Origin of the sequence: Isoptericola sp. NPDC056618 (assembly GCF_042792715.1) — a bacterium.
GTDB lineage: Bacteria > Actinomycetota > Actinomycetes > Actinomycetales > Cellulomonadaceae > Isoptericola > Isoptericola nanjingensis.
In genome coordinates this window covers 89,023-114,019 of sequence record NZ_JBHTVZ010000003.1, presented here as the reverse complement: position 1 = coordinate 114,019, position 24,997 = coordinate 89,023, and the positions used below count along the sequence as shown (strand labels likewise).

The window sequence follows — 24,997 nt, the reverse complement described above, 5'->3', positions numbered from 1 at the left end:
CCAGGGAGACAACGATGTCAGCAAGGTTTCGGCGCGGGGCGATCGGCGCCTCCGCGCTCGGGCTCGTACCCGTCCTCGCCCTCACGGCCTGCAGCTCCGGCGACGGCGGCGGCAGCTCGGGCGGCGGCGACCAGGTGCGGATGCTCGTGAACATCACCGACAACCTCACGCAGGCGAAGTGGGACGAGCTCGTCGCCCCCTTCGAGGAGGAGACGGGGATCGACGTCAAGATCGAGGGACCGAGCGGCCAGTCGGTCGCCGAGACGTTCCCGACGCAGCTCGCGGCCGGCACGGCGCCCGACGTCATCCAGTCGATCTTCCCCACCGAGGACACGGCGCCCGAGATCCTCGACCTGTCGGAGCACGACTGGGCGCAGGGCACCCCGATGGCCGACCTGTACTCCACGGACGGCGCGATCAACGTGGTGGGCGTGGGCATGCAGGCCCAGTCGCTCCTCTACTACAACAAGGACCTCTTCGAGAAGGCCGGCATCACGGAGCCCCCCGCCACCTGGGAGGACATGGACGCCGCCCTCAAGGCCCTGCAGGACGAAGGCGTGAAGAAGCCGATCGGCTTCGCCTCCGAGTGGGCCACCGGCGTCCAGGTGCAGGAGATCTGGCACCCGCAGCAGAACCTCACCACCCCCGGGTGGCAGCAGGCCGTGGCCGGCGGGTCCTCGACGCTCGGCGACCAGTTCCAGCCGATGTTCGAGCACGTGGCCGGCTGGATCGACGCCGGCTACACGACCGCCGACGACGTGGCCACCGACAGCGGCACGCAGGAGGCGAACTTCATCGCCGGCGACGTCGGGATCTACCCGATGGGCTCGTGGTTCACCACGACGCTCGCGGCGTCGCCGCCCGAGTTCGAGGTCGGGGTCTTCGCGCCGCCCGTCGACGACGCCGCCGACCAGCCCGCGCCGATGGGCGCCACGATGGCGTTCCCGTACATGGTCTGGAACGGGACGCAGGCCAAGGACGCCGCCACGCAGCTCGTGGAGTACCTCGTGACGGACGAGGACGCGATCGCCACCCAGGCGGAGATGGACAACTTCAACCGCGAGGGCCTGGACACGAGCGCGAACGAGTACGCGGGGCAGGTCCAGGAGCTGCTCGACGCCGCGCCGTCGTTCGTCGTGCCCGGCAACCAGACGGTGGGTGACTTCGCCCTGCCGGTCGCCGGGTTCAACGAGAAGTTCACCGAGGTCGCGCAGGGGCTGTGGCAGGGCACGTCGCCCGCGGACGCCGCGGGCCAGCTCACGGCCTGGTACGACGCGGAGGCAGCGGGCTGACATGGCTCGAGCGAGGACGGCACGCGTGCTGGGGAGAAGGGGTGCGCTGGGCCGGGGCCTGATGACGGTCCCGGCGGCGCTGGTCTACATCGGTCTCATGGTGGTGCCGGTCGGGTACGCCGTCTACTACTCGTTCACCGAGTACAACGGCATCCCGACCCAGGCGCCCGAGTGGGTCGGGCTGGAGAACTACACGCGGATCTTCACCGACCCGACGGGCGACATGCACTCGTCGCTGTGGGTCACCGGGGTCATCGCGGTGGTGGGCGCGTTCGGCGTCAACGCGATCGCGCTGGGCCTGGCCCTCCTGCTGCGGCGGACCACCCCGTTCACCGCGTTCGCGCGGGCCGTGATGTTCTACCCGCACGTGCTGTCGGCCCTCATCGTGGGCTTCCTGTGGCAGGCGATCCTCGGCCCGCAGGGCGCGGTGAACAACCTGCTCACCGGGTCGGGCCGGTCGACCCTGCCGTTCCTGTCCGACCCGGACTGGGCGCTCGCCACGATGATCGCCGTCATCGTGTGGGCCCAGCTCGGCGTCCAGCTCGTGCTGTACCTGGCGGGCCTGCAGGCCGTGCCGGCCGACCTCCAGGAGGCGGCGACGCTCGACGGCGCCGGCCGCGTGCAGGTGTTCCAGCACGTCACGTGGCCGGCGCTCGCGCCCACCGTGACGGTGACGATCGTGACGTCGGTGCTGTCGCTGCTCAAGGTCTACGAGGTCGTCCTCGGCCTCACCAACGGCGGCCCCGGGGACGCCACGCAGACCTGGGCCTACGAGATCCTCGCCGTGTCCTTCGCCAACAACAAGGTGGGGCTGGCGTGCGCGCAGGCGATGCTGCTCATCGTCGTCGCCGGGATCCTGTCGTTCACGATCATCGCGCTGCGCAGGCGCGCCGAAGAGGGAGCGGAGGCGCTGTCATGAGCCTGTCCGGCAGCCGGTCGGCGCGGACGCGCACGACCCTGCGGAACGGGGCGATCGCCGTCCTGTCGGTCGCGATGCTCGTGCCGCTGTACATCGTCGTCGTCAACGCGTTCAAGCCGCAGCAGGAGATCCTGCTGTCGCCGCTCGGGTTCGACCCCGCCACGGCCACGACCCAGTTCCTGCAGGACGCGTGGACCAACCCCAACTTCCCGGTGGTCTCCGGCTACGCGGTGACGCTGTTCCTCGTCGTCGCGTGCAACGTCGTCGCGATCGGGGTCTCCGTCCCCACGGCGTACGTCATCGCCCGGACCCCGACGGTCCTGTTCCGGGCGCTGCTGATGTTCTTCGTCGCGGGCATGTTCATCCCGGCGCAGATCATCCTGGTGCCCGCGATCTTCGTGCTGAAGGCGCTGCACCTCATGGGGACCCTGCCGGGCCTGGTGCTCTTCATGTCGTCGACGATGATCCCGTTCACCCTGTTCATCTTCACCGGGTACATCCGCATGCTGCCGCGCTCGCTCGACGAGGCGGCGGCGATCGACGGCGCGAGCCAGCAGCGCGTGCTGTGGCGGATCGTGTTCCCGCTCATGAAGCCGATCGTCGCGACGGCGTTCATCCTCAACGCGCTCAGCGCGTGGAACGACTTCGTCAGCCCGCAGCTCATCCTCGGGCCCGGGTCGTCGTTCCGGACCATCACCACCGGCGTGTACGCGGCCGTGTCCTCGTACACGACCAACTACGAGATCGTCTTCCCCACCCTGCTGCTGGCGGTGGTGCCGATCCTGCTCATCTTCGTCCTCATGCAGCGGCACGTCATGAGCGGCCTGTCCGCCGGCGCGGTCAAGGGCTGACCCGCCTACCCACTCGTCTCCCACTCGTCTCCCACCTGTCCAGGAGAACCGCATGACCCTCGACTTCACCGACCCGGCGCAGGTCGCCCGGGCGATCCAGTACACGAACGTCAACCCCGACCTCACGCGCGACGGCGTGACGAAGCACCTCGAGACGTGCGCCGCCTACGGCTTCGACGCCGCGATGATCGCGCCGTACTGGGTGCCGCTGGCGAAGGACGTGCTCGCGGGCACCGGCGTCAAGGTCGCGTCCACGCTCAACTTCCCCATGGCCAACGACACCCCCGAGATGCGGCTCGCCGCGCTGCGCGCGCTCGTCGCGACGGGGGTGGACGAGTTCGACTTCCCGCCGCACCCGGGCCTGCTGCTCGGGGGCGACGAGGGCCTCTACGCCCGCGACGTCGAGGACGTCGTCCGGCTCGCGCACGCCGACGGCGTGGCCGTGAAGGTGATGCTCGAGTTCGGTTTCCTGCCCACCGACGACCTCAAGGCCCGCGCCACGCGGATCGCCTACGAGGCCGGCGTCGACTGGGTGAAGCAGTCCTCCGGCTGGGGCAAGGGCGGCCTGGAGGCCACCGAGCACGACGTCCGCCTGCTCGCCGCCCACATCGAGCCGCCCTGCCGGGTCAAGGTGTCCGGCAAGGTCAACTCGCTCGAGAAGATGCAGCGCCTGTTCGAGGCGGGGGCCGAGCTGGTCGGCACCAGCTCCGGCCCGGCCATCGTCGACGGGCTCGTCGGCGACCCGGACGCCTACTGACCGGACCGGACGCGCGGCAGACCGCACGACGACGCGACACGAAGGGGAGCGATGAGGCTCACGGTGGTGGGGAGCTATGCCAAGGCTCTCGTGATGACGGTCGACCGGCTGCCCGAGGCAGGGGAGACCCTGCTCGGGCGCGAGTACCGCGAGACGTACGGGGGCAAGGGGTCCGACATGGCCGTCCAGGCGGCCCGGCTCGGCGCCGACGTCGCGTACGTCGGGGCGGTGGGCGACGACGCGCACGGCGCGGAGTTCCGCGCCCTCATGGCCGCCGAGGGGGTCGACGACTCCCGCGTGACGGTCGACCCGACCGCGCCGACGGGGGTCGGGTTCATCGTCAAGGACACCGGGGGGCGCAACCTCATCGTCGTCGACAAGGGCGCCAACGACGGGCTCCTGCCCGACGTGCTGGACGCGTCGGCCGACGCGCTGCGCGGGGCCGACGTCGTCCTGGCCCAGCTCGAGATCCCGCTCGGCTCGGCGCTGCACGCGCTCGATGTCGCGCGGGACGCCGGCGTGCCGACGGTGCTCAACCCGGCACCCGCCGTGGACCTGCGGGGCGTCGACCTGTCGGCCGTGGACGTGCTCACGCCGAACGAGCACGAGGCACGGGTCGCGCTGGGCCTGCCGCCCGGCGACCCGACCCCGGTCGAGGAGCTGGCCCGGCGGCTGCTCGCCCTCGGCCCGCGGGCCGTCGTCGTCACCCGCGGGGAGGACGGGGCGCTCGTGGCGGACGCCGCGGGCACGACGGCCGTGCCGACCGCGTCGGTCGACGTCGTCGACTCCAACGGCGCGGGCGACAGCTTCAACGCGGCGCTCGCCGTCGCGCTCGGGGAGGGGCGCGACCTGCGGGGCGCCGCCGCCTTCGCCGGCGTCGTGGCGGCGCTGTGCTGCGAGCACTGGGAGACGGTGCCGTCCTACCGGACGCGCGCCGAGGTCGAGGCGTTCCTCGCGAGGACGAAGGAGACGGCATGAGAAGCGGACGGATCCTGCACCCCGGCCTGGCCGGGGCGCTCGCCACGCTGGGGCACACCGACGTCGTGCTGGTGACCGACGCCGGGTTCCCGATCCCGCAGGGCGCGCACCGCGTCGACCTCGCGCTCACGCGCGGGCACCTCGACGTGCGGACGATCCTGCGGGTGCTGCTGGAGGAGGTCTTCGTCGAGGAGGTGCACATGGCCGGCGAGGTGCGGACGCACCACCCGCGCCTCTACGGCGACGTGCAGGACCTCTTCACCGGCTCGGGCGCGACGTTCCGCGGCACGACCCACGAGCACCTCATCGAGCACTGGGCGCCGCGCGCCAAGGTCGTGGTGCGCTCCGGCTCGTTCGAGCCCTGGGCGAACTTCGCGCTCGTCGCGTCCACCGCGCCGTTCGAGTGGTTCGCCGACGACGACGTGACGATCCTGCCGGAGTACGTCGAGCGGCGGCGGCTGATCGCCGAGGGCGTGCGACCCGAGCTCGGGTAGCACGCCCCCGGCGACCGGCGTGGGCCGGTCGAGGACCGGCCGGGGCGACCGTCAGGCGTCGTCGAGCGCCGCCAGCCAGTCGGCCCAGAACGCCTTCCACAGCTCGGCCTCGGCCGCGGAGCCGAGCCGCTCATGGGTCACGGTCAGGCGCAGCCGCGACCCGGCCGGGTCCAGCGAGAACATCGCGACGCCGTGCTCGCCGTCGTCGTCGGACACCCCGAACCGCGGGCTCTTCACGCCAGGGCGCGACCGCGGTGCGAGCGTGAGGCCGGGTACGAGGCCGGCGCGGTCGGCGTCGTCGTCGAGCAGGGCGCGCAGCGCGTCGCGGTCGACGGCGAGCAGCCGCGACCGGCTGACCGAGAACGTGCCGTCGGGCCGCTGGCCGGGCACGCGCAGCCCGGTGATGCGCTCGTAGCCCACGGTGACGGACTGCGCCCACCAGCCGGAGACGCCGTGCTCGCCTGCGACCCAGGCGGCGATGGCGGTGTGCCCGGCGTCGCGGCCGGGGCCGGCGTCGACGAGCGCGACCCACTCGTCCCACCCGCGGCCGGTGCCCTCGCGGATCGTGTCGTCGGAGAGGTCGGGCTCCGACACCCAGGCGCGGGCGCCGGCCGGGGGAGGTGCCGCCCGGTCGAGGAGGGTGCGGCGCGCGGCGCTGTACTTCTCGCCCGTGGCGGCCATGCGCGCGCGGACGCGCTTCTTGAACGACTCCTGCGTGGTCATGAGGACTCCTGCGTGCTCGCTCGGTGCGCCACCCGCGGCTCGCGCCCGCCGGCAGGCACCGGTGAACACGGTGTCCTGACCGCGTCGAGCACTCGAGGTCCCCTCTGTCCCCACCGCTCGCGCGGTCCCGACGGCGCGAGCGCCGGTCCGGGGATCGGGCGGGACGCGCCGCCCTGCCGACCAGCATAGGGCGCGGCGCCGCCGGGCGCCCGGGACGGCGCCCGCGACGTCAGGCGGCGGGGGTGACCAGCGCGCGCAGCTCGTCGCGGGGGAGGTTCGCGCCGAACGCGGGGGTGCCGGGCTGCAGGCGCGCGCCGGCGGAGAGCGGGCCCGCGACGACCGGGTCGAAGCCGAGCCGGTCGACGAGGCCGGCGACCTGCGCCACGTCGTCGGCGTCGTCGCCCGCGACGGCGATCGCCCGGCGGCCCGGCGCTCCCGCGGGACGAGCCCCGGCGTCCAGGTCGTGGTAGCCCATGTGGTTGAACGCCTTGACGACCCGCGAAGCGGCCAGGAACTCCTGCACGAGCTCGCTCGTCGAGGCGGCCGGGTCGCTGAGGTCGGCCCGGTGCCCGTCCACCTCCCACCAGTAGTTCATGGCGTCGACGACGAGCTTGTCGGCCAGCGCGTCCGCGGGCACGGTGCGGTACCGGCCCAGCGGCAGGGCGAGCACGACGACGTCGGCCTTCGCCGCGGCCTCCTCCGCCGTGACGGCCTGCGCGCCGGGCGCGAGCACCTCGACGGTCAGCGCGATCCTCGCGGGGTCGCCGGAGCCCGCGACGAGCACGCGGTACCCGGCCTCCACGGCGAGCCGCGCCAGGACCGTGCCGACCTTGCCCGCGCCGAGGACGCCGATCGTGGCGGTCACGCGGCACCGCCCGCCCTGACGGGCTCCACCGGGGACGCCGTCGACGCCGCGGCCGCCGCGGCGTGCTCGGCGACGAGCTCGCGGACCCGCGGGACCACCTGCGTGCCGTACAGCTCCACGTTGCGCAGGCGGGCCTCGGCGGGCTGCGCGCCGGTGGTGTAGATCATGTCGAACCGGCCGACGCCGAGCTCGGTCACCGCGGACGCGATCTTGCGGGCCACGGTCTCCGGCGAGCCGATGTACAGGGATCCGTGCGCGACCTCGGCGTCGTACTCCTCGCGCCGGATCGGCGGCCACCCGCGGGAGGCGCCGATGCGGTCGCGCTGGAGGCGGTAGTGCGGCCAGAAGATCTCCACGGCCTCCTCGTCGGTGTCGGCCACGAACCCGGGGGAGTGCATGCCGACCGGGTGCGTCGTCGTGCCGAGCTGGGCGGTCGCGCGCCGGTACAGGTCGACGTACGGCGCGAACCGGCCGGGCTCCCCGCCGATGATCGCGAGCATGAGGGGCAGGCCGTAGTGCGCGGCCCGGACCACGGACTGCGGGGAGCCGCCCACGCCCACCCACGTCGACAGGTGGCCGGACTCCGTCTTGGGGAAGACGTCGGCGTCGCGCAGCGCCGGCCGGGTGGTGCCGTTCCAGGTGACCGGCTGCTCCTTGAGGAGCTCGGTGAAGAGGTGGATCTTCTCGTCGAAGAGGAGGTCGTAGTCGGCCAGGTCGTAGCCGAACAGCGGGAACGACTCGGTGAACGAGCCGCGCCCGAGGATGACCTCCGCGCGGCCGTCCGAGAGCGCGTCGAGGGTGGCGAAGCGCTGGAAGACGCGCACCGGGTCGTCGGACGACAGCACCGTGACGCCCGAGGCGAGGCGGATCCGCTCCGTGCGCGACGCGATCGCGGCGAGCACGGTCTCCGGCGTCGAGATCGCGTACTCGGGGCGGTGGTGCTCGCCGAGGGCGACGACGTCGACGCCCACCCGGTCGGCCAGCACGGCCTCCTCGACGACCTGGCGGATCGCGGCGGCGTGCGAGACGAGCTCGCCGTCGGCGCCCACCGGGCGGTCGCCGAACGAGTCGAGCCCGAGCTGGAGCGTGGTCATGATGCCTCCCGTGACGGTGTCGGTCGGCGGGGGTAACGTCGGAATTGACGTGTCAATTCCCGAGGGGCTGGAGGGCGGCATGACCCGGGGCCGGGACGGCGGTCGGCGCTCGCCGACCAGCGACCAGCTGCGCACCTGGCGCGAGTTCGTCGAGACCACGGACGCGCTGCGCTCGCGCCTGTCCGCGCGGCTCCAGGTCGAGTCGGGGCTCTCGTCGTCCGACTACGCCGTCCTGCTCGCCCTGCACGACGCCGCGGGGCACTGCCTGCGCTCGTCGGCGCTCGCGGACGCCGTCGGCTGGGAGCGCAGCCGGCTGTCGCACCAGGTGGGCCGCATGGAACGGCGCGGCCTGGTCGCCCGGCAGGGGAGCCGCGCGGCCGGCGTCGCGCTCACCGACGACGGCGCGGCGACGTTCCGCCGCGCGTCCGTCGCGCACCTGCGCGTCGTGCGGCAGCTCTTCGTCGACGCGCTGACCGACGACCAGCTGGCCGCCGCCGGCGAGATCGCCGCCGCGCTGCGGGCCGCGCTGGACCGCCCCGTGCCGTCCCCGGAGCAGGCCCCGACCGAGGGCTGAACCGCTCGGCGGGCAGGCCGCGCGCGCGTCGGTGGGCCGTGCCACGCTCGTCGCATGTCCACCTCTCCCGGGCGCGGCCCGGTGACCCCGCTCGTCGACCTGCACGGCAGGTCCGCGTGGAGCGTGCTCCCGCCGCTCATCCTCGGCTTCTTCATGATCATGGTCGACACGACCATCGTGAACATCGCCATCCCCACCCTGACCGAGCAGTTCTCCGCCTCCCTCATCGAGGTCGGCTGGGTCAACAGCGCCTACCTGCTCTCGTACGCGGTGCTGATGCTCCTCGCCGGCCGGCTCGGCGACCGCTACGGGCAGAAGTCGGTGTTCATCGCCGGCCTGATCGTGTTCACGACGTTCTCGTTCCTGTGCGGCTTCTCCGGCAACATCGGCTCGGCGCCCGAGATCGGGTGGCTCATCGGCTTCCGGGTGGTCCAGGGCGTCGGCGCGGCGATGATGACGCCGCAGACGATGTCGATGATCACGCGCGTCTTCCCGCCCACCCAGCGCGGAGCGGCGATGGGGCTGTGGGGCGCGACGGCGGGCGTGGCGACGCTCGTCGGCCCGCTGCTCGGCGGCGTCTTCGTGGAGACGATCGGCTGGGAGTGGATCTTCTACGTCAACATCCCGGTGGGCGTGGCGGCGCTGTGGTTCTCGGTCGCGCGGCTGCCGCACCTGCCGTCGCACGGCACCACGATCGACCCGCTGGGCGTGGTGCTGTCCGTCCTGGGCCTCGCGGCCGTCGTCTTCGGCCTCCAGGAGGGCGAGAACTTCGACTGGGGCCACATCTGGGGGCCGATCTCCGTGTGGTCGCTCGTGGGCCTCGGCGTCCTCGTGCTCGCGGTCTTCGTGTGGTGGCAGCACCGCCAGGGTCCGCGCGCGCTGCTGCCGCTGCGGCTGTTCCGCTCGCGCAACTTCTCGCTCGCGAACGTCGACGGCATGGTCGTGACCTTCGCGATGATCGGCATCTTCTTCCCGCTGACGATCTTCCTGCAGTCGATCCTCGGCCTGACGCCCATCAACGCGGCGCTCGTGATGATGCCCGGCTCGCTCGTGTCCGGCGTCGTCGCGCCGTTCGCGGGCCGGTTGTCGGACCGGGTCCCCGCCAAGTGGGTGGTGGCGGCCGGGTTCGCCGCCATCGCCGGCGCGGTGCTGTGGCTGGCCGCGGTGCTCGACCCGGACCTGTCGCCGTTCGCGCTGCTGTGGCCGATGGCGCTGTTCGGCGTCGGCACGGGGCTCACGTTCTCGCCGCTGTCCAACCTGGCGACGTCGGGGCTCGACGCGCGCACGGCCGGCGCGGGCGCCGGTGCGTTCAACACCAACCGGCAGGTGGGCGGTGTCATCGGGTCCGCGGTCGTGGTCGCGACGCTCTCGGCGCGCCTCGGCGTCACCGTCCCTGCGGCCGCGCAGGACGTCGCCGCACAGCTGCCCGAGCAGTACCGCCAGGCGTTCGTCGACGGCATCTCGCAGGCGAGCGGCAGCCTCGGCACGACAGCGGTCGGGTCGGTGCAGCTGCCCGACTCGGTGCCCGCATCGGTCGCCGAGCAGGTCGGGGCGGCCGCCCAGCAGGCGTTCTTCGCGGGCTTCGCCGACGCGGCGGCGCAGACGCTGCTGCTGGTGGGCGTGGTGCTCGTCGTCGGGGTGCTCTGCGCGGCGGCGATGTCCCCGGTGCAGCACCGCGAGCACGAGGCCGCGCCGACGGCGGCCTGACACCACCGGGAAACGCTGTGGGCGCTCGTCCGGCGCCATTCCTTCCCGGAACAGAGCCAGACGAGCGCCCACGACGCTCGGGGGGTCAGGCGCGGATGTCTCCGCTGAAGTCGACGTCCCTGGTCTCCTTCTGCAGCCACAGCGCGACGAACGTGATCGCGGCCATCGCCGTGAGGTACACGCCCACCAGCACCGGGGACTCGGCGGCCTCCCACAGCCACACCGCGACGAACGGGGCGACGGCGGCACCCAGGATCGACGCGAGGTTGTAGGCCACCGAGGCGCCCGTGTAGCGCACGTTCGCGGGGAACAGCTCGGGCAGCAGGGCCGCCATCGGGCCGAACGTCAGGCCCATGAGGGTGAAGCCGATGACGAGCAGGGACTGCACGCCGATCGTGCCGCCCGCGAAGAGGGGCACGAACAGCAGGCCGAAGGCGGCGATGCCCCCGGTGACGACCAGCAGCATCGGGCGGCGGCCGTACTTCTCGGCCAGGGGCCCGGACGCGAGCGTGAAGAGGCCGAAGAACACGCAGCCCACGATGAGCATCCAGAGGAAGTCGATCTTCTCGTAGCCCAGGCCCGCGGGGGAGCCGTCGGTGGGGGAGGTGGCCGCGACGCCGTAGTTCAGCGTGAACGTGGTCATCAGGTAGAAGAGCCCGTACGTGGCCAGCATGATGAACGTGCCCGAGACGATCTTGCGCCACGAGGTGCGGAAGACCTCGGCCACCGGCACCTTCGCCACGGCCTCCGCCTCGACGACCTTGGTGAACGCGGGCGTCTCGATGAGCTTGAGCCGCACCCACAGGCCCACGATGACGAGCACCGAGCTGGCGAGGAACGGCACGCGCCAGCCCCACGACGTGAACTGCGCGTCGGTGAGGGTCTGGGACAGCCCGATGAAGACGAGGTTGGCCAGGATGAAGCCGATCGGCGCGCCGAGCTGCGGGAACGTGCCCCAGATCGCGCGCTTGCCGGCCGGCGCGTTCTCGGTGGCCAGCAGGGCGGCGCCGCCCCACTCGCCGCCGAGGCCCAGGCCCTGGCAGAACCGGCACAGCACGAGGACGAGCGGCGCGAGCACGGCCCAGCCCGGCGTGGTGGCCGCGGGGATCACGCCGATGACGACGGTGGCGATCCCCATGGTGAGGAGCGACGCGACGAGCGTCGTCTTGCGCCCCACCCGGTCGCCGAAGTGCCCGAAGAGCACCGACCCGAGCGGTCGGGCGACGAACGCGACGCCGAACGCGGCGAACGACGCGAGCAGCGCCGTCGTGCCGTCCTGGTTCGGGAAGAACAGCGCCGGGAACACGAGCGAGGCCGCGGTCGCGTACGCGTAGAAGTCGTAGAACTCGATGGAGGTGCCGATGAGCGACGCGACGATGACGCGGCCGCGCGAGTTGACGGCCGGCGTCGGCGTGCTGGGGGCGCCCGACGTGACGGAGGTGGTCATGGTCGTCGACCGTAGGCCCGGCGTCCCGCATCATGAACAATCGTCTCAGGATATGAATCGCGCCCCGCTGCGTGCCGGTGCCCGCCGCGTGAAGGTGTGGTGAACGTGAATAAGCCCGCCGGGGCGCGTGTTGGCACCACCGTGCCGGGCGAGGCAGGATCGACGGCGCGCTGGGACGACGGCATCGACGGCATCCCAGGACCACTGCATCCGTAACGACGGGACGAACACGACGACATGAACGATCTGCTGCACGTCAACGGCGGGACTCCTCTCGAGGGCACGATCACGGTCCGGGGGGCGAAGAACTTCGTCTCCAAGGCGATGGTGGCGTCGCTGCTGGGCGAGTCGGCGAGCGTCCTGCGCAACGTGCCGCAGATCCGGGACGTGGGCGTGGTCACGGGCTTGCTGGAGCTGCACGGGGTCACGGTGAAGTCGGACCCGGACGCCGGGATCCTGGACCTCGACCCGTCCAACGTGGAGTCGGCGCACGTGGCGGACATCGACGCCCACGCGGGCTCGAGCCGGATCCCGATCCTGTTCTGCGGGCCGCTGCTGCACCGGCTCGGTGAGGCGTTCATCCCCGACCTGGGCGGCTGCCGGATCGGCGACCGGCCGATCAACTACCACCTGGACATCCTGCGCCAGTTCGGCGCGGTGGTGGACAAGATGCCCAACGGCATCCAGCTGCGCGCGCCGCGCCGGCTGCAGGGCACCAAGATCTCGCTGCCGTACCCGTCGGTGGGCGCCACGGAGCAGCTGCTGCTCACCGCGGTGCGGGCCGAGGGCATCACGGAGCTGACCGGCGCGGCGACCGAGCCGGAGATCATGGACCTGATCGCGGTGCTGCAGAAGATGGGCGCGATCATCTCGGTGGACACCGACCGGGTGATCCGGATCGAGGGCGTGGACCGGCTCGAGGGGTACTCGCACACGGCGCTCGGCGACCGGATCGAGACGGCGTCGTGGGCGTCGGCCGCGCTGGCCACCGGCGGCGACGTGACCGTCAAGGGTGCGACGCAGCCCGAGATGATGACCTTCCTCAACACGTTCCGGAAGGTGGGCGGCCGGTTCGACGTGCAGGAGGACGGGATCCGGTTCTGGCACCCCGGCGGGGACCTGGACTCGATCGTGCTGGAGACGGACGTGCACCCCGGCTTCATGACGGACTGGCAGCAGCCGCTCGTCGTGGCCCTCACGCAGGCCAAGGGCCTGTCGATCGTGCACGAGACGGTGTACGAGAACCGGTTCGGGTTCGCCGACGCGCTGCGGAAGATGGGCGCGACGATTCAGGTGTACAAGGAGTGCCTCGGCGGGCGCGACTGCCGGTTCGGGCAGCGCAACTTCCACCACTCGGCCGTCATCTCGGGCCCGACGCCGCTGTCCGCGGCGGACATCGAGGTGCCGGACCTGCGGGGCGGGTTCTCCCACCTGATCGCGGCGCTGGCCGCGAAGGGGACCTCCACGGTGCGGGGCATCAGCCTGATCGACCGCGGGTACGAGTCGTTCCAGGACAAGCTCGTCGCGCTCGGCGCCGACGTCTCCCGCGGCTGAGGCGCCTCGACCGCCGGGGCGCGGGAGGTAGGCTCTGGCCCCGTGCCGATCGCCCGACCTGACTCCCGTGGTTACCGCCTCGTCGCGCGCATCGTGCGGCCGCTGCTGTTCTCGATGGTCCGCTACGACTGGGACGGCGGCGAGGAGAACCTGCCCCGTGAGGGCGGGTTCATCGCCGCCGCCAACCACGTCACCGAGTACGACGCCCTGACCCTGGCGCACTACCTCTTCGACAAGGGGTTCGAGCCGCGGATCCTGGCGAAGCGCGGTCTGTTCACCGCGCCGGTGGTCGGGTCGGTGCTGCGCGCGACGAGGATGATCCCGGTGGACCGCGGCACGTCCGCGGCCGCCCGGTCGCTCGAGGACGCGGGCAACCAGCTCGGCAGCGGGGCCTGCGTGGCGATCCTGCCGGAGGGCACGCTCACGCGGGACCCCGACCTGTGGCCGATGGAGGGCAAGACCGGCCTGGCGCGGCTGGCGCTCGTCAGCCGGCTGCCGGTCGTGCCCGTCGCCCAGTGGGGCGCCCACAAGATCCTGCCGCGGTACGGGCGCCTGCTGCGGCCCTTCCCGCGCAAGCCCGTGACGATCGTCGCCGGCCCGCCCGTCGACCTGTCGGACCTGTACGACCGGCCGGTCGACACGCAGACCCTGCGCGAGGCCACCAACCGCGTCATGGCCGCGATCACCGTGCAGCTCGCGGAGATCCGCGGCGAGGCGGCCCCGTCCGCCCGCTTCGACCTGCGCAAGCACCCCGAGTACGAACGCAAGCAGACCGTCTACCCGCCCGTGGAGCGCCCATGACGAACCCGACCACCGCACCCCCGTCCGGGAACCCGTCGGCGCGCACCCGTGTCGCCGTCCTGGGCTCCGGGTCCTGGGGGACGACCTTCGCGATGGTCCTCGCCGACGCGGGCTGCGACGTCCGCCTGTGGGGCCGGGACGCCGCCGTCGCGGACGAGGTGACGACCCGGCGCACCAACAGCAAGTACCTGCCCGGCATCGAGCTGCCCGCGATGACGGGCACCACCGACGCCGCCGCGGCGCTGGCCGGCGCGCAGATCGTCGTCGTCGCCGTGCCGTCGCAGGTGTCGCGCGCGACGCTCGCCGGCCTGCGCGACCTCGTCGAGCCCGACGCCGTCATCGTCTCCCTGATGAAGGGGGTCGAGCTCGGCACCGACGAGCGCATGAGCCAGGTCATCGTCGAGGCGCTCGACGTGCCGCTGTCGCGCGTGGCCGTCGTCTCCGGCCCGAACCTCGCCGCCGAGATCGCCCGCCGCCAGCCCACGGCGACCGTGGTGGCCTGCCAGGACGAGTCGACGGCGAGGTTCGTCGCCGACGCCTGCTCGAACTCGTACTTCCGCCCCTACACCAACGACGACGTGGTCGGCGTGGAGCTGTGCGGGGCGGTGAAGAACGTCATCGCGCTGGCCGTCGGCATGGCGCAGGGCCGCGGCTTCGGGTCGAACACCGCCGCGACCGTCATCACGCGCGGCCTGGTCGAGATCACGCGCCTCGGCCTCGAGCTCGGGGCCGACGCCGCGACCTTCTCCGGGCTCGCGGGGATGGGCGACCTCGTGGCGACCTGCACGTCGCCGCTGTCGCGGAACAACACCCTCGGCCGCCACATCGGCGAGGGGATGTCGCTGGAGGAGGCGGTGGTGGCCACCGGCACGACGGCGGAGGGCGCCAAGTCCTGCCGCTCCGTGCTCGACCTCGCCGCCAAGCACGGCGTCGACATGCCGATCACCGCCGGGGTCGTCGCGGTGCTGTACGAGGGCCTCCCGGTGGAGGAGATGGCCCGCGGCCTGCTCGCCCGCCCGCAGAAGTCCGAGGGCGTCGACGGCTGATCGTCGCTCGCCGTACGGTGGCGCCATGACTCCCGCGCCCCGGCCCGTCCTGGTGTTCGACGTCCTCGGCACGCTGGTCGACCAGGCGGGGAGCCTCGAGGCCGCGGTGCAGGGCGCGGGGCTCGACGCGGGGACCGCGCGCGACGTCGTGGCGACGTGGCTCGGCCGGGTCACCGACCGGGAGCGGGACGTGGTCGCGGGGCGTCGTGGCTTCGCGCCGAGCGGCGTCCTGGACCGCGAGGTGCTCGCAGGGCTGGCGGCCGAGGGCGCGCTGCCGGCGTCCGCCGTCGACCGCCTCGCGACCGCCGCCGAGCGGCTGCGCCCCTGGCCGGACTCCGTGACCGGCGTGGCGGCGCTGGCGGGTGACTTCACCGTGCTCGGCCTGTCCAACGCCGACCGTCGTACGCTCGCCGCGCTGCGCGGGGACGCCGGCCTGACGTGGCACGACGTGCTGTCGGCGGAGGACGTCGGTACCTACAAGCCGGATCCGGCGCTCTACGCCGCGGCGGTCGCGGCGGCGACGGGCGGTGCGACGGACGGTGCGACGGGCGAGATGAGCGCCGGCCCGCCCGTCATGGTCGCCGCGCACGCCTGGGACCTGCGCGCGGCGGCCGCCGCGGGGATGCGCACCGCCTACGTGCCGCGGCCGCGGGGCGACGCCCCGCGGGACGACGACGCGTTCGACCTGCACGCCGCCGACCTGGCGGACCTGCACGGTCGCCTGCTCGCCGGGGAGCTGCGGACGGTGGACTGACGCGTCAGGCGGCGGAGCCCGCCCCCGCGCGCAGCGCCTGGTCGAGGTCCGCCCAGAGGTCCTCGACGTCCTCGATGCCCACGGACAGGCGGAGCAGGTCCTCGGGCACGGTGAGCGACTCGGTGGCGAACCGCCGGCGACGCTCGAGCGTGGACTCGACGCCGCCGAGGGACGTGGCGGGCACCCAGAGTCGCACGGCGGCGACGACGGCGTCGGCGGCGGCGGGACCGCCGTGCGGGCGGAGGCCGAGGATCGCGCCGAAGCCGTTCATGAGGCCGGCGGCGCGCTCGTGCCCCGGGTCGCCGGGCAGCGACGGGTGCCGCACCTCGGCGACGCCGGGGTGCTCGGCGAGGCGGCGGGCGAGCTCGGCCGCCGAGGCGTTCGCCCGCTCCACCCGCAGGTGCAGCGTGCGCAGGCCGCGCAGCGCCAGCCACACCTCCATCGGTCCGGGGATGGCGCCGTGCAGCGTGCGGTACGCCCGCAGCCCGGCGGCGGTCTCGTCGTCGCGCGTGACGGCGGCGCCCAGCACGACGTCGGAGTGCCCGGCCAGGTACTTGGTCACCGAGTGCACGACGACGTCGGCACCGAGGTCGAGCGGGCGCTGGCCGAGCGGCGTCGCGAACGTGTTGTCGACGACGCTGCGCACGCCGCGCTCGCGCGCCGCCGTGAGGATCGCGGGCAGGTCCGCGACCTCGAGCATGGGGTTGGTGGGAGACTCGGCGAGCAGCACGTCGGCGCCGTCGAGCGCCGCGACCACCTGCGCGGTGTCGGCGATGTCGACCCGGCGCACGTCGACCCCGTGCCGGGCGGCGAGGTCGTCGAGGTAGCCCAGCGACACCTGATACGCGTGCCGCGGCACCACGACCGCGCCTCCGTCGGGCACGTCGCCGACCGCCGCGATCACGGCCGCCATGCCCGAGCCGAAGACCACGCCGTGCCGGGCGCCCTCCAGCGCCGCCAGCGCCTCCTCGAACGGGTGCCACGTCTCGGTGTCCATCCGCGTGTACAGGAGCTCGCCGGGGCCGGTCACGCCCTGGTTGACGTAGGTCGAGCTGAGCACGACCGGCGGGTTCACGGGACCGCCCTGGACGCGGGGCGGTCGGCCCGCCGTCACGGCGAGGGTGGCGGGGGAGAGCGGCACATGCGGTCCGTGCGGGTCGTGCGTCATGGCCGCAGGGTACGACGGCGCACCCGGCCGGCGGCGCGCCGTCCCACCGACCTGTCAGGACGAGCGCGCGGTATACCCGGCGCTCGCCCTGACACGTCCTGACGACTCGGGTCAGACGGCGGCGCGCGGCTCGACGAGGCGGGCCAGCAGCTCGACCAGCAGACGCTCGACGAGCGGCGCGGGCAGCGCCTCCACGAGCGCCAGCAGCGGCGCCATGGGCCCGACGCCGGGCGCGGCGTCCGGGTCGCCGCCGACCGCGCCCAGGCCGACCGCGTCCAGCAGGGCCGCCGCCGTCGCGGAGTCGAGGGGCGCGGCGGGGTCGAGGGGCGGGAGGGAGCCGAGCAGCGCGCCGGCGTCGGGCCGTGGCAGGCCGCGGACGTCGTCGGCCGCCGCGCGCAGCACGGGCACGAGCTCGCCGAGCACCCCCTCGGTGACGGGGGTGACGGTGAGGTGCGTGGTGTGCGGCAGGCGGGTGCCGTCGGCCTGCTCCAGCCCGGGCTGGGCCTGGAGCGTCCAGCCCCGGGTGGCGACGGCGTCGGCCCACACGTGCGGGTCCACGCGGCGCTCCGCCGGCACGGCGTCGTCGGCGGCGACGGCGAGCAGCGGCCCGACGGGGGAGCCGACGACGCGCAGCCCGTCGATCCCGGCCGGCCCGTCGACGGCGTCGCGCAGGGCGAGGGTGGCACGCCGGGCGCGGCCGGCGAGCGTCGCGAGCCCGTCCCTGCCGAGGGCCTGCAGGATCGCCCACGCGGCGGCGAGCGGGCCGCCGGAGCGGGAGCCGAGCAGCGTCGGGTTCACCACGGGGTAGCCGGGCCAGCGGGTGGTGGCGAAGTACTGCGCCCGCTGGCGGTCGCGGTCCCGGTGCAGCAGCACGGACGCGCCCTTGGGGGCGAAGGCGTACTTGTGCAGGTCGGCGCTCACGCTCGTGACACCGGGCACGCGCAGGTCCCACGCGGGCAGGCCGGGCCAGAACGGCAGCGCGAAGCCGCCGATGCACGCGTCCACGTGCACGGGCACGCCCGCCGCGGAGGCGAGGGCCGCGACGTCGGTCACCGGGTCGGCCGCGGCGTGCGGGTACGACGGCGCGGAGACGACGACGAGCGCGACGTCGGCGGCCCCCTCCGGTCCGGCGGCCAGGCGCGCGCCGAGGGCCGCGGCGTCCACGGCGCCCGCCGCCGGGCCGTCGGCGGCGACGGGCACGAGGTCGAGCTCCAGCCCGTACAGGTGCGCGGCCTTCTGGAACGCGGCGTGCACCGTGACGGGCGCGACCAGCCGGGGTCGCGCCTCGCCCGGCCGCAGCCCGCGGGCGGCGAGCCACCCGTCCCGCGCGGACTGCACCGCGAGCAGGCAGCTCTCCGTGCCGCCGCTGGTCACCGTGCCGACGGTGTCGGCGTCGCCGCCGAGCAGGTCGCGGGCGAAGGCCACGACGTCGCGCTCCAGGGCGGCCACCGAGACGAACGTCGTCGGGTCGAGCCCGTTGACGGGCTGCATGGCGCGCGCGGCGTCGCCGGCGAGCGCGTCGAGCTCGGGGACGCCGGGGTCGTACACGTAGCTGAGCACCCGGCCGCCGTGGGTGGGGGCGTCGCGGTGGCGCAGGGTGGCCAGCGCGGCGAGCACGGCGGCGGGGTCCTGGGCCAGGTCGAGCGCGTCGGCGGGCAGGGCGGGGCGGTTCACGGGGCCTCCTGGGGTCGGTGAGCGGGGGCGACGTCGGGCGCGTCGTCGGGCGCGTCGACGTCGCGGCGGCGCAGGGGGTACCGGCCGAGGGGCAGGAGGCTGGCGGCCACGAGCAGCGCGGGCAGGAGGCTGAACGACGCGACGATGCCGAGCACGGCGGCGGCGGGCTGGACGACGGTCTGCCCGCCCGTGGACTCCACGTAGCCGGTGACGGCGAGCACCACGGTCAGCAGGGTGGTGCCGAGCGCCATGCCGGTGGTCTCGCCCGCGGTCCAGACGCCGCCGAACGCGCCGGCGCGGTCGGTGCGCGTCGTGCGGGCGTCGTGCGCGACGACGTCGGGGAGCATCGCCATCGGCAGCGACTGCATGCCCGCGTACGCCGCGCCGGCGAGGGCCACGGGCCCGTACACCCAGGCGCCCGGCGCCCAGGCGAGGGGCAGCAGCGCGAGCGCCGCGACGGCGAACAGCACGGATGCCAGCCGGAACGCACGCTCCTTCCCGACGCGCCGGGCGAGCACGCCCCACGCCGGCGTCACGACGAGCGCCGGCCCCACCAGGGCGACGAACAGGAACGTCACGGCGGCGGTGTCGTGCAGCACCCAGGTCGCGACGTACTGGGCGCCCGCGAGCATGGCGCCGGTGGCGAGCGCCTGCAGCACGAAGGTGCCGAGCAGCGTGCGGAACGGCCGGCTCGAGCGCAGCAGCCCGAGTCCCTCGCGGTAGTGCGCGGCGAGCCGCGCCCGCGCAGGGACCGGACGGGGCGGGGCGGGCGGCCCCGCGGAGCGCTCGACCGTCGACGCCACGAGCAGCGCCGCCCCGAGCACCAGCGACGCGGCCGTCGCCATGAGCAGGTACCCGAGCCGCTCGTCGTCGCCCCCGAGCCCGCGCAGCGCGGGCCCGCCGCCGCCGAACAGCAGGATCGCGGCGGTGAGCACCACCACCCGCGCGGTGAGGAGGCGGGTCCGGGCGTCGTAGGTGCCGGCCAGCTCGGCGGGCAGGGCGATGTACGGCACCTGGAACAGGCTGAACGCCGTCGCCGCCGCGAGGAACGCGAGGAGCACCCAGGTGGCGGCGCCCGCCGGGGCGAGGGAGGCGGGGACGGCGAACGTCAGGGTGAAGAACACCGGCAGGGCGAGGCCGCCGACGACCATGAGGCGGCGACGGCGCCCGGTGCGGGCGCGCTCGCGGTCGCTGGCGGCGCCGATGAGCGGGTCGATGACGACGTCCCACACCTTCGCGGCGGTGACCAGGAGGCCCGCGAGGGCCGCGGCGACGCCGAGCGTGTCGGTGAGGTAGAAGACGAGCACCAGGCCGGGGAGCGTCGCGAACCCGCCGGTGCCGACGGACCCGACGGCGTACCGGGCGACCGTGCCCCTGCGCAGCGTCATGACGCGGGATCGTAGCGGTCCGGGAATGCCGCGGGCGCCGCCGTGCTTGTGCGTGCTGTGACCCAGGCGACGAACTCTGCCCCGGCCGGCCCCGCGCTCGGCTCCCTCGACCTCGACGCGGCGCCGCTGGTGCTCGGCGGCAACGTGTTCGGCTGGACGGCGGACGACACGGCGTCCTTCGCCGTCCTCGACGCGTTCGCCGACGCCGGCGGCCGCATGGTCGACACCGCCGACGGCTACTCCGCGTGGGTGCCGGGCAACTCCGGGGGCGAGAGCGAGGAGACGATCGGGCGCTGGCTGGCGCGCACGGGACGTCGCGACGACGTGCTGGTCGCGACCAAGGTCTCCGCGCACCCGCAGTTCCGCGGGCTGGCGGCGTCGAACGTCCGAGCCGCCGCGGAGGCGTCGCTGAAGCGCCTCGGCACCGACCGCATCGACCTGTACTACGCGCACTTCGACGACGCCGAGGCCCCGATCGAGGAGACGGCGGCGGCGTTCTCCGCCCTCGTCGACGACGGCCTCGTGCGCGAGATCGGCGTCTCCAACTACACGCCGGAGCGGATCGACGAGTGGTTCGCCGCCGTCGACGCCGGCGGGCTGCACCGTCCCGTGGCACTGCAGCCGCACTACAACCTCGTGGAGCGCGGGTTCGAGGACGCGCTGCGGGGAGCCGCCGAGCGGCACGGGCTCGGGGTGCTGCCGTACTACGCGCTCGCCTCCGGCTTCCTCGCCGGGACCTACCGCGACGGCGAGGCGCCCGACAGCCCGCGTGCGCAGGGCGCGGCGCGCTACCTCGACGACCGCGGGCGGCGCGTGCTGGCCGCGCTCGACGACGTCGCGGCCGCCCACGACGTGCCCGTCGCGTCCGTCGCGCTGGCCTGGCTGCGCGCGCAGCCGACCGTCGTCGCGCCCCTCGCCAGTGCCCGGCACGCGGGCCAGCTCGGCGCCCTGCTGCGCTCGATGACGCTGGAGCTCACCCCCGACGAGCTCGCCCGGCTGGACGGCGCCTCCGCCTGAGCCCCGCAGGTGTCAGGACCAGCGCGCGGTATGCCCCGCGCTGGTCCTGACGACTCCGGGGGCGGGGGTCAGTCCTCGAGCGGTCCGAGCACCGCCTGCGCGACGGTGGAGTGCGCGGACTCGTCGTCGCTGGGGTGGAAGATGCCGGCCAGGACGTCGCGGTAGAGCCGCCCCAGCTCGGAGCGGTTGAAGTACGTGGAGCCGCCGGAGCAGCGGATCGCCTCGTCCACGACCTGCCGGGCCGTCTCCGTCACGCGGACCTTGAGCCCCGCCGTCGAGCGGAAGAAGCCGGCCCCCTTGTCGACCTGGGCGTCGACCTCCCCCGCCACGAGGTCGAGCTGCGGCCACAGGCCGTCGAGCGCGAGGGCGGCCGTGCCGATGCGCCAGCGGATGTCCGGGTCCTGCGAGTAGGCCTTGCCGGTCTTCATCGAGCGCCGCTTGCCCACCGTCTCGACGGCGAGGGCCAGCGCGCGGTCGGCGATGCCCAGGTACACGCTCGCCAGCAGGATCTCGAACGACGTGAAGATGCCCAGCACGTACGGGTCGAGGCTGGGGCCGGGCGTGATGCGGCGCAGCACGCGGTCGGCGGGCGCGTGCGCGCCGTCGAGCACCGTGGTGCAGGACTGCGACGCGCGCATGCCGAGCGTGTCCCAGTCGTCCTTGATCTCGAAGCCGCCGCCGTCGCGGGTGACGAACGCGTGCACGATGCGCGGGTCGTCGGCGTCGGTCGCGTCGTCCAACCCCATGACGCCGAGGCGGGTCCACCCGGGGGAGTTGGACGTGAAGATCTTCGTGCCGTGGAAGGAGTACCCGCCCTCGCCGTCCGGGCGGGCCTCGGTGCGCGAGCCGAGCAGCACCAGGTCGTTGCCCGCCTCGGAGTAGCCGAAGCCGAAGACCTCGCCGTGCGCCGTCTCCTCGAGCAGCCAGTCCAGCGAGTGGTCGCCGCGCTCGTGCAGGAACCGGGCCACGCCCACCCACACGTGGTGCATGTTCACCGCGAGGGCGGTGGCGGGGGCGGCGCCGGCGAGCCGCGCCTGCTCGCGCGCGGCCTCCCGCAGGGTCAGCCCGGCGCCGCCCAGGTGCTGCGGCACCATCGCCTGCAGGTACCCGGCGGCCTTCAGGTCGGCGAGGTCGTCGGCGAAGAACGCGTTCTCGCGGTCGTACGTCGCCGCGCGGCCGCGGATGGTCTCGAGGAGCTCGTCGGTGAGGATCTGGCGCGGGGCGGAGAGCGGGGAGGGGAAGGACGACGGCGCGGCGTCCGGCGAGGTCACAGGCATGACCTCACCGTACGCCGCGCCCTGGCCCGGCCGCCCGGGCTTCGACGGCGGCGGGCCCGACGACGGTTCAGACGTCCGCCGTCGCCTCCTGCGCCTGCGGCAGCAACCGGCGCAGCACGTCGGCGAGCGTGACGACGCCCAGCACGTCCCCGTCGCGGCGCACGAGCGCGAGCTGCTCGCCGGCCTCGCGCAGCAGCGCGATGGCGGCGTGCACGGTGGTCGACGCGTCGAGCACGAACGGCGCGCGCGCCACCGGCGCGACCGACGCGTCGTCCGCGAGCAGCAGCGTGTCGCGCACGTGCACGACGCCGGTCACCTCACCGTCGACACCACCGTCGGCACCGCCGTCGCGCAGCAGGATGCGCAGGTGCCCGGAGGTCACGGACGCCGCACGCACGTCGGCCGCCGTCGCGTCCGCCGGCACCGCCGTGGGCCGCGCGCCCGGGGCCACGAGCGTGTCGACCGTGAGGGTCTCCAGCTCCAGGGCGCCCGCGATCTGCGAGGAGTACGCGGCGTCGAGGGCCCCGACGTTCGCCGAGTGCTCCACGAGGTGCCGCAGCGTGGTCGGGTCGTGACCCGCCTCGATGTGGTCCACCGGCTCCACGCCGACGGCCCGCAGGCACCGGTTGGCCAGCGCGTTGAGCCAGCGCAGGACCGGCCGGGTGAGCCACATGAACGCCCGCATCGGCAGGGCCAGCAGCGTGGCGGACGCCTCGGGGTGCGCGATGGCCCACGACTTGGGCGCCATCTCGCCCACCACGAGGTGCAGGAAGGTGACGATGATCAGCGCGAGCACGAAGCCCGCGACGTCGGCCACCCAGTACGGCGCCCCCCACCCGGCGAAGAGCGGCGTGAGCCAGTGGTGCACGGCCGGCTTGGTCACGGCGCCGAGCGCCAGGGTGCACGCCGTGATGCCGAGCTGGGAGCCGGCGAGCAGCAGCGTGAGCTCGGACGAGCTGCGCAGCGCGGCCCGCGCGGACCGGCTGCGCGGAGCAGCGTCCTCCAGCCGGTGGCGGCGCGCCCCCAGCAGGGCGAACTCCACCGCCACGAAGAACGCGCTCAGCGCGATGATGACGACGGTCGCCGCGACGACGACCCAGGGGTTGCTCATCGGTCGTCCTCCTTCGCGGGGGCGGGCGTGGCGTCCGGGGCGGGCTCGACCGTGCCCTCCGCGGTGCCCTCGAACAGGCGCACGCGCACCAGGTGGGGCACGTGCCGCTCGACCGAGATCACGTCGACCTCCAGCCAGCGACGGCGGGGCTCGTCGTGCACGAGGTCCGCCGGGTCCGGCGGCAGCTCGACCGTCACCGCGTCGCCCGCGCGGGGCAGCGCGCCGGTCTGCGCGATGAGCAGCCCGGCGACCGTCTCGTGGTCGCCGCGCGGCAGGTCGTGCCCGATGGCGCGCTCCGCCTCGTCCAGGTGGACGTCGCCGCCCATCACCCAGGCGCCGTCGTCCTCGGACGACACGGTGACCGGCAGGGCCGGGTCGTGCTCGTCGGTGATCTCGCCGACCAGCTCCTCGGCGAGGTCCTCGAGGGTGAGCACGCCCGCGAAGCCGCCGTACTCGTCGACGACGACGGCGAGCTGGTTGCGGGTCCGCGTCAGCTCGGTGAGGGCGTCCGGCAGCGCCATGAGGGTGGGCAGCACCGTGACCGGCCGCATGAGCTCGGTGACGGGAGCGGCGTCGCCGAGGCCGGTCCGCAGCAGGTCGGTGAGCTGGACGACGCCGAGAGCGCGGTCCTCGGCGTCCACCACGGGGTAGCGGGAGTGGCCGCCGGCCATGAGCGTGCGCAGCTCGCCCACCGTGAGGGCGGGGTCGACGGTGCCGACGCGCGAGCGCGGGATCATGGCGTGCTCGACGTCGTGCTGCGGGAAGTCGAGGATGCGGTCCAGCAGCACCGACAGGTCGTCGGGCAGGTCGCCGCTCTCGCGGGAGTCCGCGACGATGTGCTCGAGGTCGCGGGCGGTGGCGGAATGCTCGACGTCGTGCACGGGCTCGATGCGCAGCAGCCGCAGCAGCGCGTTCGACGCCTTGTCGAAGACGGCGATGAGCCAGCCGAGCACCGTGAGGTACGCCGTCGTCGAGCCGGCCAGGCGCAGGGCCGTGGGCTCGGGGCGGGCGATGGCGAGGTTCTTCGGGAACAGCTCGCCGAAGAGCATCTGCACCAGCGTCGAGACGACGAGGGCCGCGACGGTGCCGACGGCCACGCCGACCCCGGTCGGGACGCCGACGCCGCCGAGCAGGGTGCCCAGCGCGTCGCCCACGAGGGGCTCGGCCACGTAGCCGACCAGCAGGCCGGTCACGGTGATGCCGAGCTGGGCGCCCGAGAGCACGAAGGACGTGCGGCGCGTGACGGCGAGGGCCCGCTTCGCGGTCACGTCACCGGCCTCCGCGCGGGCGGCGAGCCGGGAGCGGTCCACGGTCATGTAGGCGAACTCCTGGGCGACGAAGTAGGCCGTCGCCGCCGTGATCACGAGGATCACCAGGATGCCGAGGAGGAGGGAGAGGACGGCGGTCACCGGCGGTGCACCGCCTCAGGGTCGAGCGGAGTCGGGGGCTGCGGCGAGCCCGGACTATGACTGGGATCGTCGGCGGGCGCGGCCTGGTCCTCGGCCG

23 protein-coding genes are annotated in these 24,997 nt (G+C 74.2%); 13 read left to right on the top strand and 10 right to left on the bottom strand.

The features are described 5' to 3' along the window. Positions 1–14: 14 nt before the first annotated feature. The 6 genes from ACFQ8T_RS06420 to rbsD are packed head-to-tail and all read left to right on the top strand — an operon-like array spanning position 15 to position 5,291. Positions 15–1,292 (top strand): ABC transporter substrate-binding protein, encoded by a 1,278-nt coding sequence (locus ACFQ8T_RS06420; RefSeq protein WP_430545719.1) that lies wholly within the window; start codon positions 15–17, stop codon positions 1,290–1,292. 1 nt (position 1,293) lies between these two features. After that, positions 1,294–2,211 (top strand): carbohydrate ABC transporter permease, encoded by a 918-nt coding sequence (locus ACFQ8T_RS06415; protein ID WP_430545718.1) that lies wholly within the window; start codon positions 1,294–1,296, stop codon positions 2,209–2,211. Beyond that, positions 2,208–3,062 carry a carbohydrate ABC transporter permease gene (locus ACFQ8T_RS06410; protein WP_430545717.1) on the top strand — a complete coding sequence of 285 codons (855 nt, stop codon included), beginning with the start codon at positions 2,208–2,210 and terminating at the stop codon, positions 3,060–3,062. Before ACFQ8T_RS06415 ends, ACFQ8T_RS06410 begins: the two co-directional genes overlap by 4 nt. 52 nt (positions 3,063–3,114) lie before the next feature. Further along, positions 3,115–3,819 (top strand): deoxyribose-phosphate aldolase, encoded by a 705-nt coding sequence (gene deoC, locus ACFQ8T_RS06405; RefSeq protein ID WP_430545716.1) that lies wholly within the window; start codon positions 3,115–3,117, stop codon positions 3,817–3,819. Positions 3,820–3,870: 51 nt separating this feature from the next. After that, the gene (locus ACFQ8T_RS06400) at positions 3,871–4,797 is read left to right on the top strand and encodes a ribokinase (protein WP_430545715.1); all 927 of its coding nucleotides are present in this window, start codon (positions 3,871–3,873) and stop codon (positions 4,795–4,797) included. Continuing rightward, positions 4,794–5,291: a D-ribose pyranase gene (gene rbsD / locus ACFQ8T_RS06395; protein WP_430545714.1), complete on the top strand. Its 498-nt coding sequence runs from the start codon at positions 4,794–4,796 to the stop codon at positions 5,289–5,291. Before ACFQ8T_RS06400 ends, rbsD begins: the two co-directional genes overlap by 4 nt. 51 nt (positions 5,292–5,342) lie before the next feature. On the opposite strand, the gene ACFQ8T_RS06390 is transcribed toward rbsD, so the two are convergent. The 3 genes from ACFQ8T_RS06390 to ACFQ8T_RS06380 form a co-directional block, all read right to left on the bottom strand. Continuing rightward, complete coding sequence (locus ACFQ8T_RS06390) at positions 5,343–6,014, bottom strand: DUF4287 domain-containing protein (RefSeq protein WP_430545713.1); 672 nt, start codon at positions 6,012–6,014, stop codon at positions 5,343–5,345. Positions 6,015–6,243: 229 nt separating this feature from the next. Next, positions 6,244–6,879 carry an NADPH-dependent F420 reductase gene (locus tag ACFQ8T_RS06385; protein WP_430545712.1) on the bottom strand — a complete coding sequence of 212 codons (636 nt, stop codon included), beginning with the start codon at positions 6,877–6,879 and terminating at the stop codon, positions 6,244–6,246. Further along, the gene (locus tag ACFQ8T_RS06380; RefSeq protein WP_430545711.1) at positions 6,876–7,973 is read right to left on the bottom strand and encodes an LLM class flavin-dependent oxidoreductase; all 1,098 of its coding nucleotides are present in this window, start codon (positions 7,971–7,973) and stop codon (positions 6,876–6,878) included. The genes ACFQ8T_RS06385 and ACFQ8T_RS06380 overlap by 4 nt, the downstream gene beginning before the upstream one ends. Before the next feature lie 79 nt (positions 7,974–8,052). Here ACFQ8T_RS06380 and ACFQ8T_RS06375 point away from each other — a divergent pair, with 79 nt between their 5' ends. Both ACFQ8T_RS06375 and ACFQ8T_RS06370 read left to right on the top strand, forming a co-directional pair. Then, on the top strand, positions 8,053–8,547 hold the full coding sequence (locus ACFQ8T_RS06375; RefSeq protein ID WP_430545710.1) for a MarR family winged helix-turn-helix transcriptional regulator: 495 nt from the start codon (positions 8,053–8,055) through the stop codon (positions 8,545–8,547). Between the two features lie 54 nt (positions 8,548–8,601). After that, entirely contained in the window at positions 8,602–10,254 is a 1,653-nt protein-coding gene (locus ACFQ8T_RS06370) for a DHA2 family efflux MFS transporter permease subunit (protein ID WP_430545709.1), read from the top strand. Positions 10,255–10,339: 85 nt separating this feature from the next. Here the strand turns inward: ACFQ8T_RS06370 and ACFQ8T_RS06365 are convergent, their stop codons facing one another. After that, positions 10,340–11,701: an MFS transporter gene (locus ACFQ8T_RS06365; protein WP_430545708.1), complete on the bottom strand. Its 1,362-nt coding sequence runs from the start codon at positions 11,699–11,701 to the stop codon at positions 10,340–10,342. Between the two features lie 237 nt (positions 11,702–11,938). Between ACFQ8T_RS06365 and murA the strand changes: the two genes are divergently transcribed. Genes murA through ACFQ8T_RS06345 form a run of 4 tightly spaced genes read left to right on the top strand, consistent with a single transcriptional unit; the run spans position 11,939 to position 15,856 of the window. Next, the gene (gene murA / locus ACFQ8T_RS06360; protein ID WP_429763982.1) at positions 11,939–13,255 is read left to right on the top strand and encodes a UDP-N-acetylglucosamine 1-carboxyvinyltransferase; all 1,317 of its coding nucleotides are present in this window, start codon (positions 11,939–11,941) and stop codon (positions 13,253–13,255) included. A gap of 42 nt (positions 13,256–13,297) precedes the next feature. Further along, entirely contained in the window at positions 13,298–14,056 is a 759-nt protein-coding gene (locus ACFQ8T_RS06355) for a lysophospholipid acyltransferase family protein (RefSeq protein ID WP_430545707.1), read from the top strand. Continuing rightward, positions 14,053–15,102: an NAD(P)H-dependent glycerol-3-phosphate dehydrogenase gene (locus tag ACFQ8T_RS06350; RefSeq protein WP_430545706.1), complete on the top strand. Its 1,050-nt coding sequence runs from the start codon at positions 14,053–14,055 to the stop codon at positions 15,100–15,102. The genes ACFQ8T_RS06355 and ACFQ8T_RS06350 overlap by 4 nt, the downstream gene beginning before the upstream one ends. 25 nt (positions 15,103–15,127) lie before the next feature. Then, positions 15,128–15,856 carry an HAD-IA family hydrolase gene (locus tag ACFQ8T_RS06345; protein WP_430545705.1) on the top strand — a complete coding sequence of 243 codons (729 nt, stop codon included), beginning with the start codon at positions 15,128–15,130 and terminating at the stop codon, positions 15,854–15,856. A 4-nt stretch (positions 15,857–15,860) separates the two neighbouring features. On the opposite strand, the gene ACFQ8T_RS06340 is transcribed toward ACFQ8T_RS06345, so the two are convergent. The 3 genes from ACFQ8T_RS06340 to ACFQ8T_RS06330 form a co-directional block, all read right to left on the bottom strand. Further along, positions 15,861–17,024 (bottom strand): trans-sulfuration enzyme family protein, encoded by a 1,164-nt coding sequence (locus tag ACFQ8T_RS06340; RefSeq protein ID WP_430545704.1) that lies wholly within the window; start codon positions 17,022–17,024, stop codon positions 15,861–15,863. A 111-nt stretch (positions 17,025–17,135) separates the two neighbouring features. Beyond that, positions 17,136–18,698 carry a pyridoxal phosphate-dependent decarboxylase family protein gene (locus ACFQ8T_RS06335; RefSeq protein ID WP_430545703.1) on the bottom strand — a complete coding sequence of 521 codons (1,563 nt, stop codon included), beginning with the start codon at positions 18,696–18,698 and terminating at the stop codon, positions 17,136–17,138. Continuing rightward, positions 18,695–20,086 carry an MFS transporter gene (locus ACFQ8T_RS06330; RefSeq protein WP_430545702.1) on the bottom strand — a complete coding sequence of 464 codons (1,392 nt, stop codon included), beginning with the start codon at positions 20,084–20,086 and terminating at the stop codon, positions 18,695–18,697. The genes ACFQ8T_RS06335 and ACFQ8T_RS06330 overlap by 4 nt, the downstream gene beginning before the upstream one ends. 57 nt (positions 20,087–20,143) lie before the next feature. Between ACFQ8T_RS06330 and ACFQ8T_RS06325 the strand changes: the two genes are divergently transcribed. Then, complete coding sequence (locus tag ACFQ8T_RS06325) at positions 20,144–21,103, top strand: aldo/keto reductase (RefSeq protein WP_430545701.1); 960 nt, start codon at positions 20,144–20,146, stop codon at positions 21,101–21,103. 68 nt (positions 21,104–21,171) lie between these two features. Here ACFQ8T_RS06325 and ACFQ8T_RS06320 read toward each other — a convergent pair whose 3' ends face one another. The 3 genes from ACFQ8T_RS06320 to ACFQ8T_RS06310 all read right to left on the bottom strand — a co-directional run bounded on the left by ACFQ8T_RS06320 (position 21,172) and on the right by ACFQ8T_RS06310 (position 24,900). Further along, positions 21,172–22,380 carry an acyl-CoA dehydrogenase family protein gene (locus ACFQ8T_RS06320; RefSeq protein ID WP_430545700.1) on the bottom strand — a complete coding sequence of 403 codons (1,209 nt, stop codon included), beginning with the start codon at positions 22,378–22,380 and terminating at the stop codon, positions 21,172–21,174. A 67-nt stretch (positions 22,381–22,447) separates the two neighbouring features. Then, on the bottom strand, positions 22,448–23,491 hold the full coding sequence (locus ACFQ8T_RS06315) for a CNNM domain-containing protein (protein WP_430545699.1): 1,044 nt from the start codon (positions 23,489–23,491) through the stop codon (positions 22,448–22,450). Continuing rightward, positions 23,488–24,900 (bottom strand): hemolysin family protein, encoded by a 1,413-nt coding sequence (locus ACFQ8T_RS06310; RefSeq protein ID WP_430545698.1) that lies wholly within the window; start codon positions 24,898–24,900, stop codon positions 23,488–23,490. The genes ACFQ8T_RS06315 and ACFQ8T_RS06310 overlap by 4 nt, the downstream gene beginning before the upstream one ends. Positions 24,901–24,997 lie beyond the last annotated feature (97 nt).

Bases quoted from the DNA above. Each gene is read 5' to 3' on its own strand.
- ACFQ8T_RS06420 (WP_430545719.1), top strand. From the start codon at position 15: ATGTCAGCAAGGTTTCGGCGCGGGGCGATCGGCGCCTCCGCGCTCGGG.
- ACFQ8T_RS06415 (WP_430545718.1), top strand. From the start codon at position 1,294: ATGGCTCGAGCGAGGACGGCACGCGTGCTGGGGAGAAGGGGTGCGCTG.
- ACFQ8T_RS06410 (WP_430545717.1), top strand. From the start codon at position 2,208: ATGAGCCTGTCCGGCAGCCGGTCGGCGCGGACGCGCACGACCCTGCGG.
- deoC (WP_430545716.1), top strand. From the start codon at position 3,115: ATGACCCTCGACTTCACCGACCCGGCGCAGGTCGCCCGGGCGATCCAG.
- ACFQ8T_RS06400 (WP_430545715.1), top strand. From the start codon at position 3,871: ATGAGGCTCACGGTGGTGGGGAGCTATGCCAAGGCTCTCGTGATGACG.
- rbsD (WP_430545714.1), top strand. From the start codon at position 4,794: ATGAGAAGCGGACGGATCCTGCACCCCGGCCTGGCCGGGGCGCTCGCC.
- ACFQ8T_RS06390 (WP_430545713.1), bottom strand. From the start codon at position 6,014: ATGACCACGCAGGAGTCGTTCAAGAAGCGCGTCCGCGCGCGCATGGCC.
- ACFQ8T_RS06380 (WP_430545711.1), bottom strand. From the start codon at position 7,973: ATGACCACGCTCCAGCTCGGGCTCGACTCGTTCGGCGACCGCCCGGTG.
- ACFQ8T_RS06375 (WP_430545710.1), top strand. From the start codon at position 8,053: ATGACCCGGGGCCGGGACGGCGGTCGGCGCTCGCCGACCAGCGACCAG.
- ACFQ8T_RS06370 (WP_430545709.1), top strand. From the start codon at position 8,602: ATGTCCACCTCTCCCGGGCGCGGCCCGGTGACCCCGCTCGTCGACCTG.
- ACFQ8T_RS06365 (WP_430545708.1), bottom strand. From the start codon at position 11,701: ATGACCACCTCCGTCACGTCGGGCGCCCCCAGCACGCCGACGCCGGCC.
- murA (WP_429763982.1), top strand. From the start codon at position 11,939: ATGAACGATCTGCTGCACGTCAACGGCGGGACTCCTCTCGAGGGCACG.
- ACFQ8T_RS06350 (WP_430545706.1), top strand. From the start codon at position 14,053: ATGACGAACCCGACCACCGCACCCCCGTCCGGGAACCCGTCGGCGCGC.
- ACFQ8T_RS06345 (WP_430545705.1), top strand. From the start codon at position 15,128: ATGACTCCCGCGCCCCGGCCCGTCCTGGTGTTCGACGTCCTCGGCACG.
- ACFQ8T_RS06340 (WP_430545704.1), bottom strand. From the start codon at position 17,024: ATGACGCACGACCCGCACGGACCGCATGTGCCGCTCTCCCCCGCCACC.
- ACFQ8T_RS06330 (WP_430545702.1), bottom strand. From the start codon at position 20,086: ATGACGCTGCGCAGGGGCACGGTCGCCCGGTACGCCGTCGGGTCCGTC.
- ACFQ8T_RS06320 (WP_430545700.1), bottom strand. From the start codon at position 22,380: ATGCCTGTGACCTCGCCGGACGCCGCGCCGTCGTCCTTCCCCTCCCCG.
- ACFQ8T_RS06315 (WP_430545699.1), bottom strand. From the start codon at position 23,491: ATGAGCAACCCCTGGGTCGTCGTCGCGGCGACCGTCGTCATCATCGCG.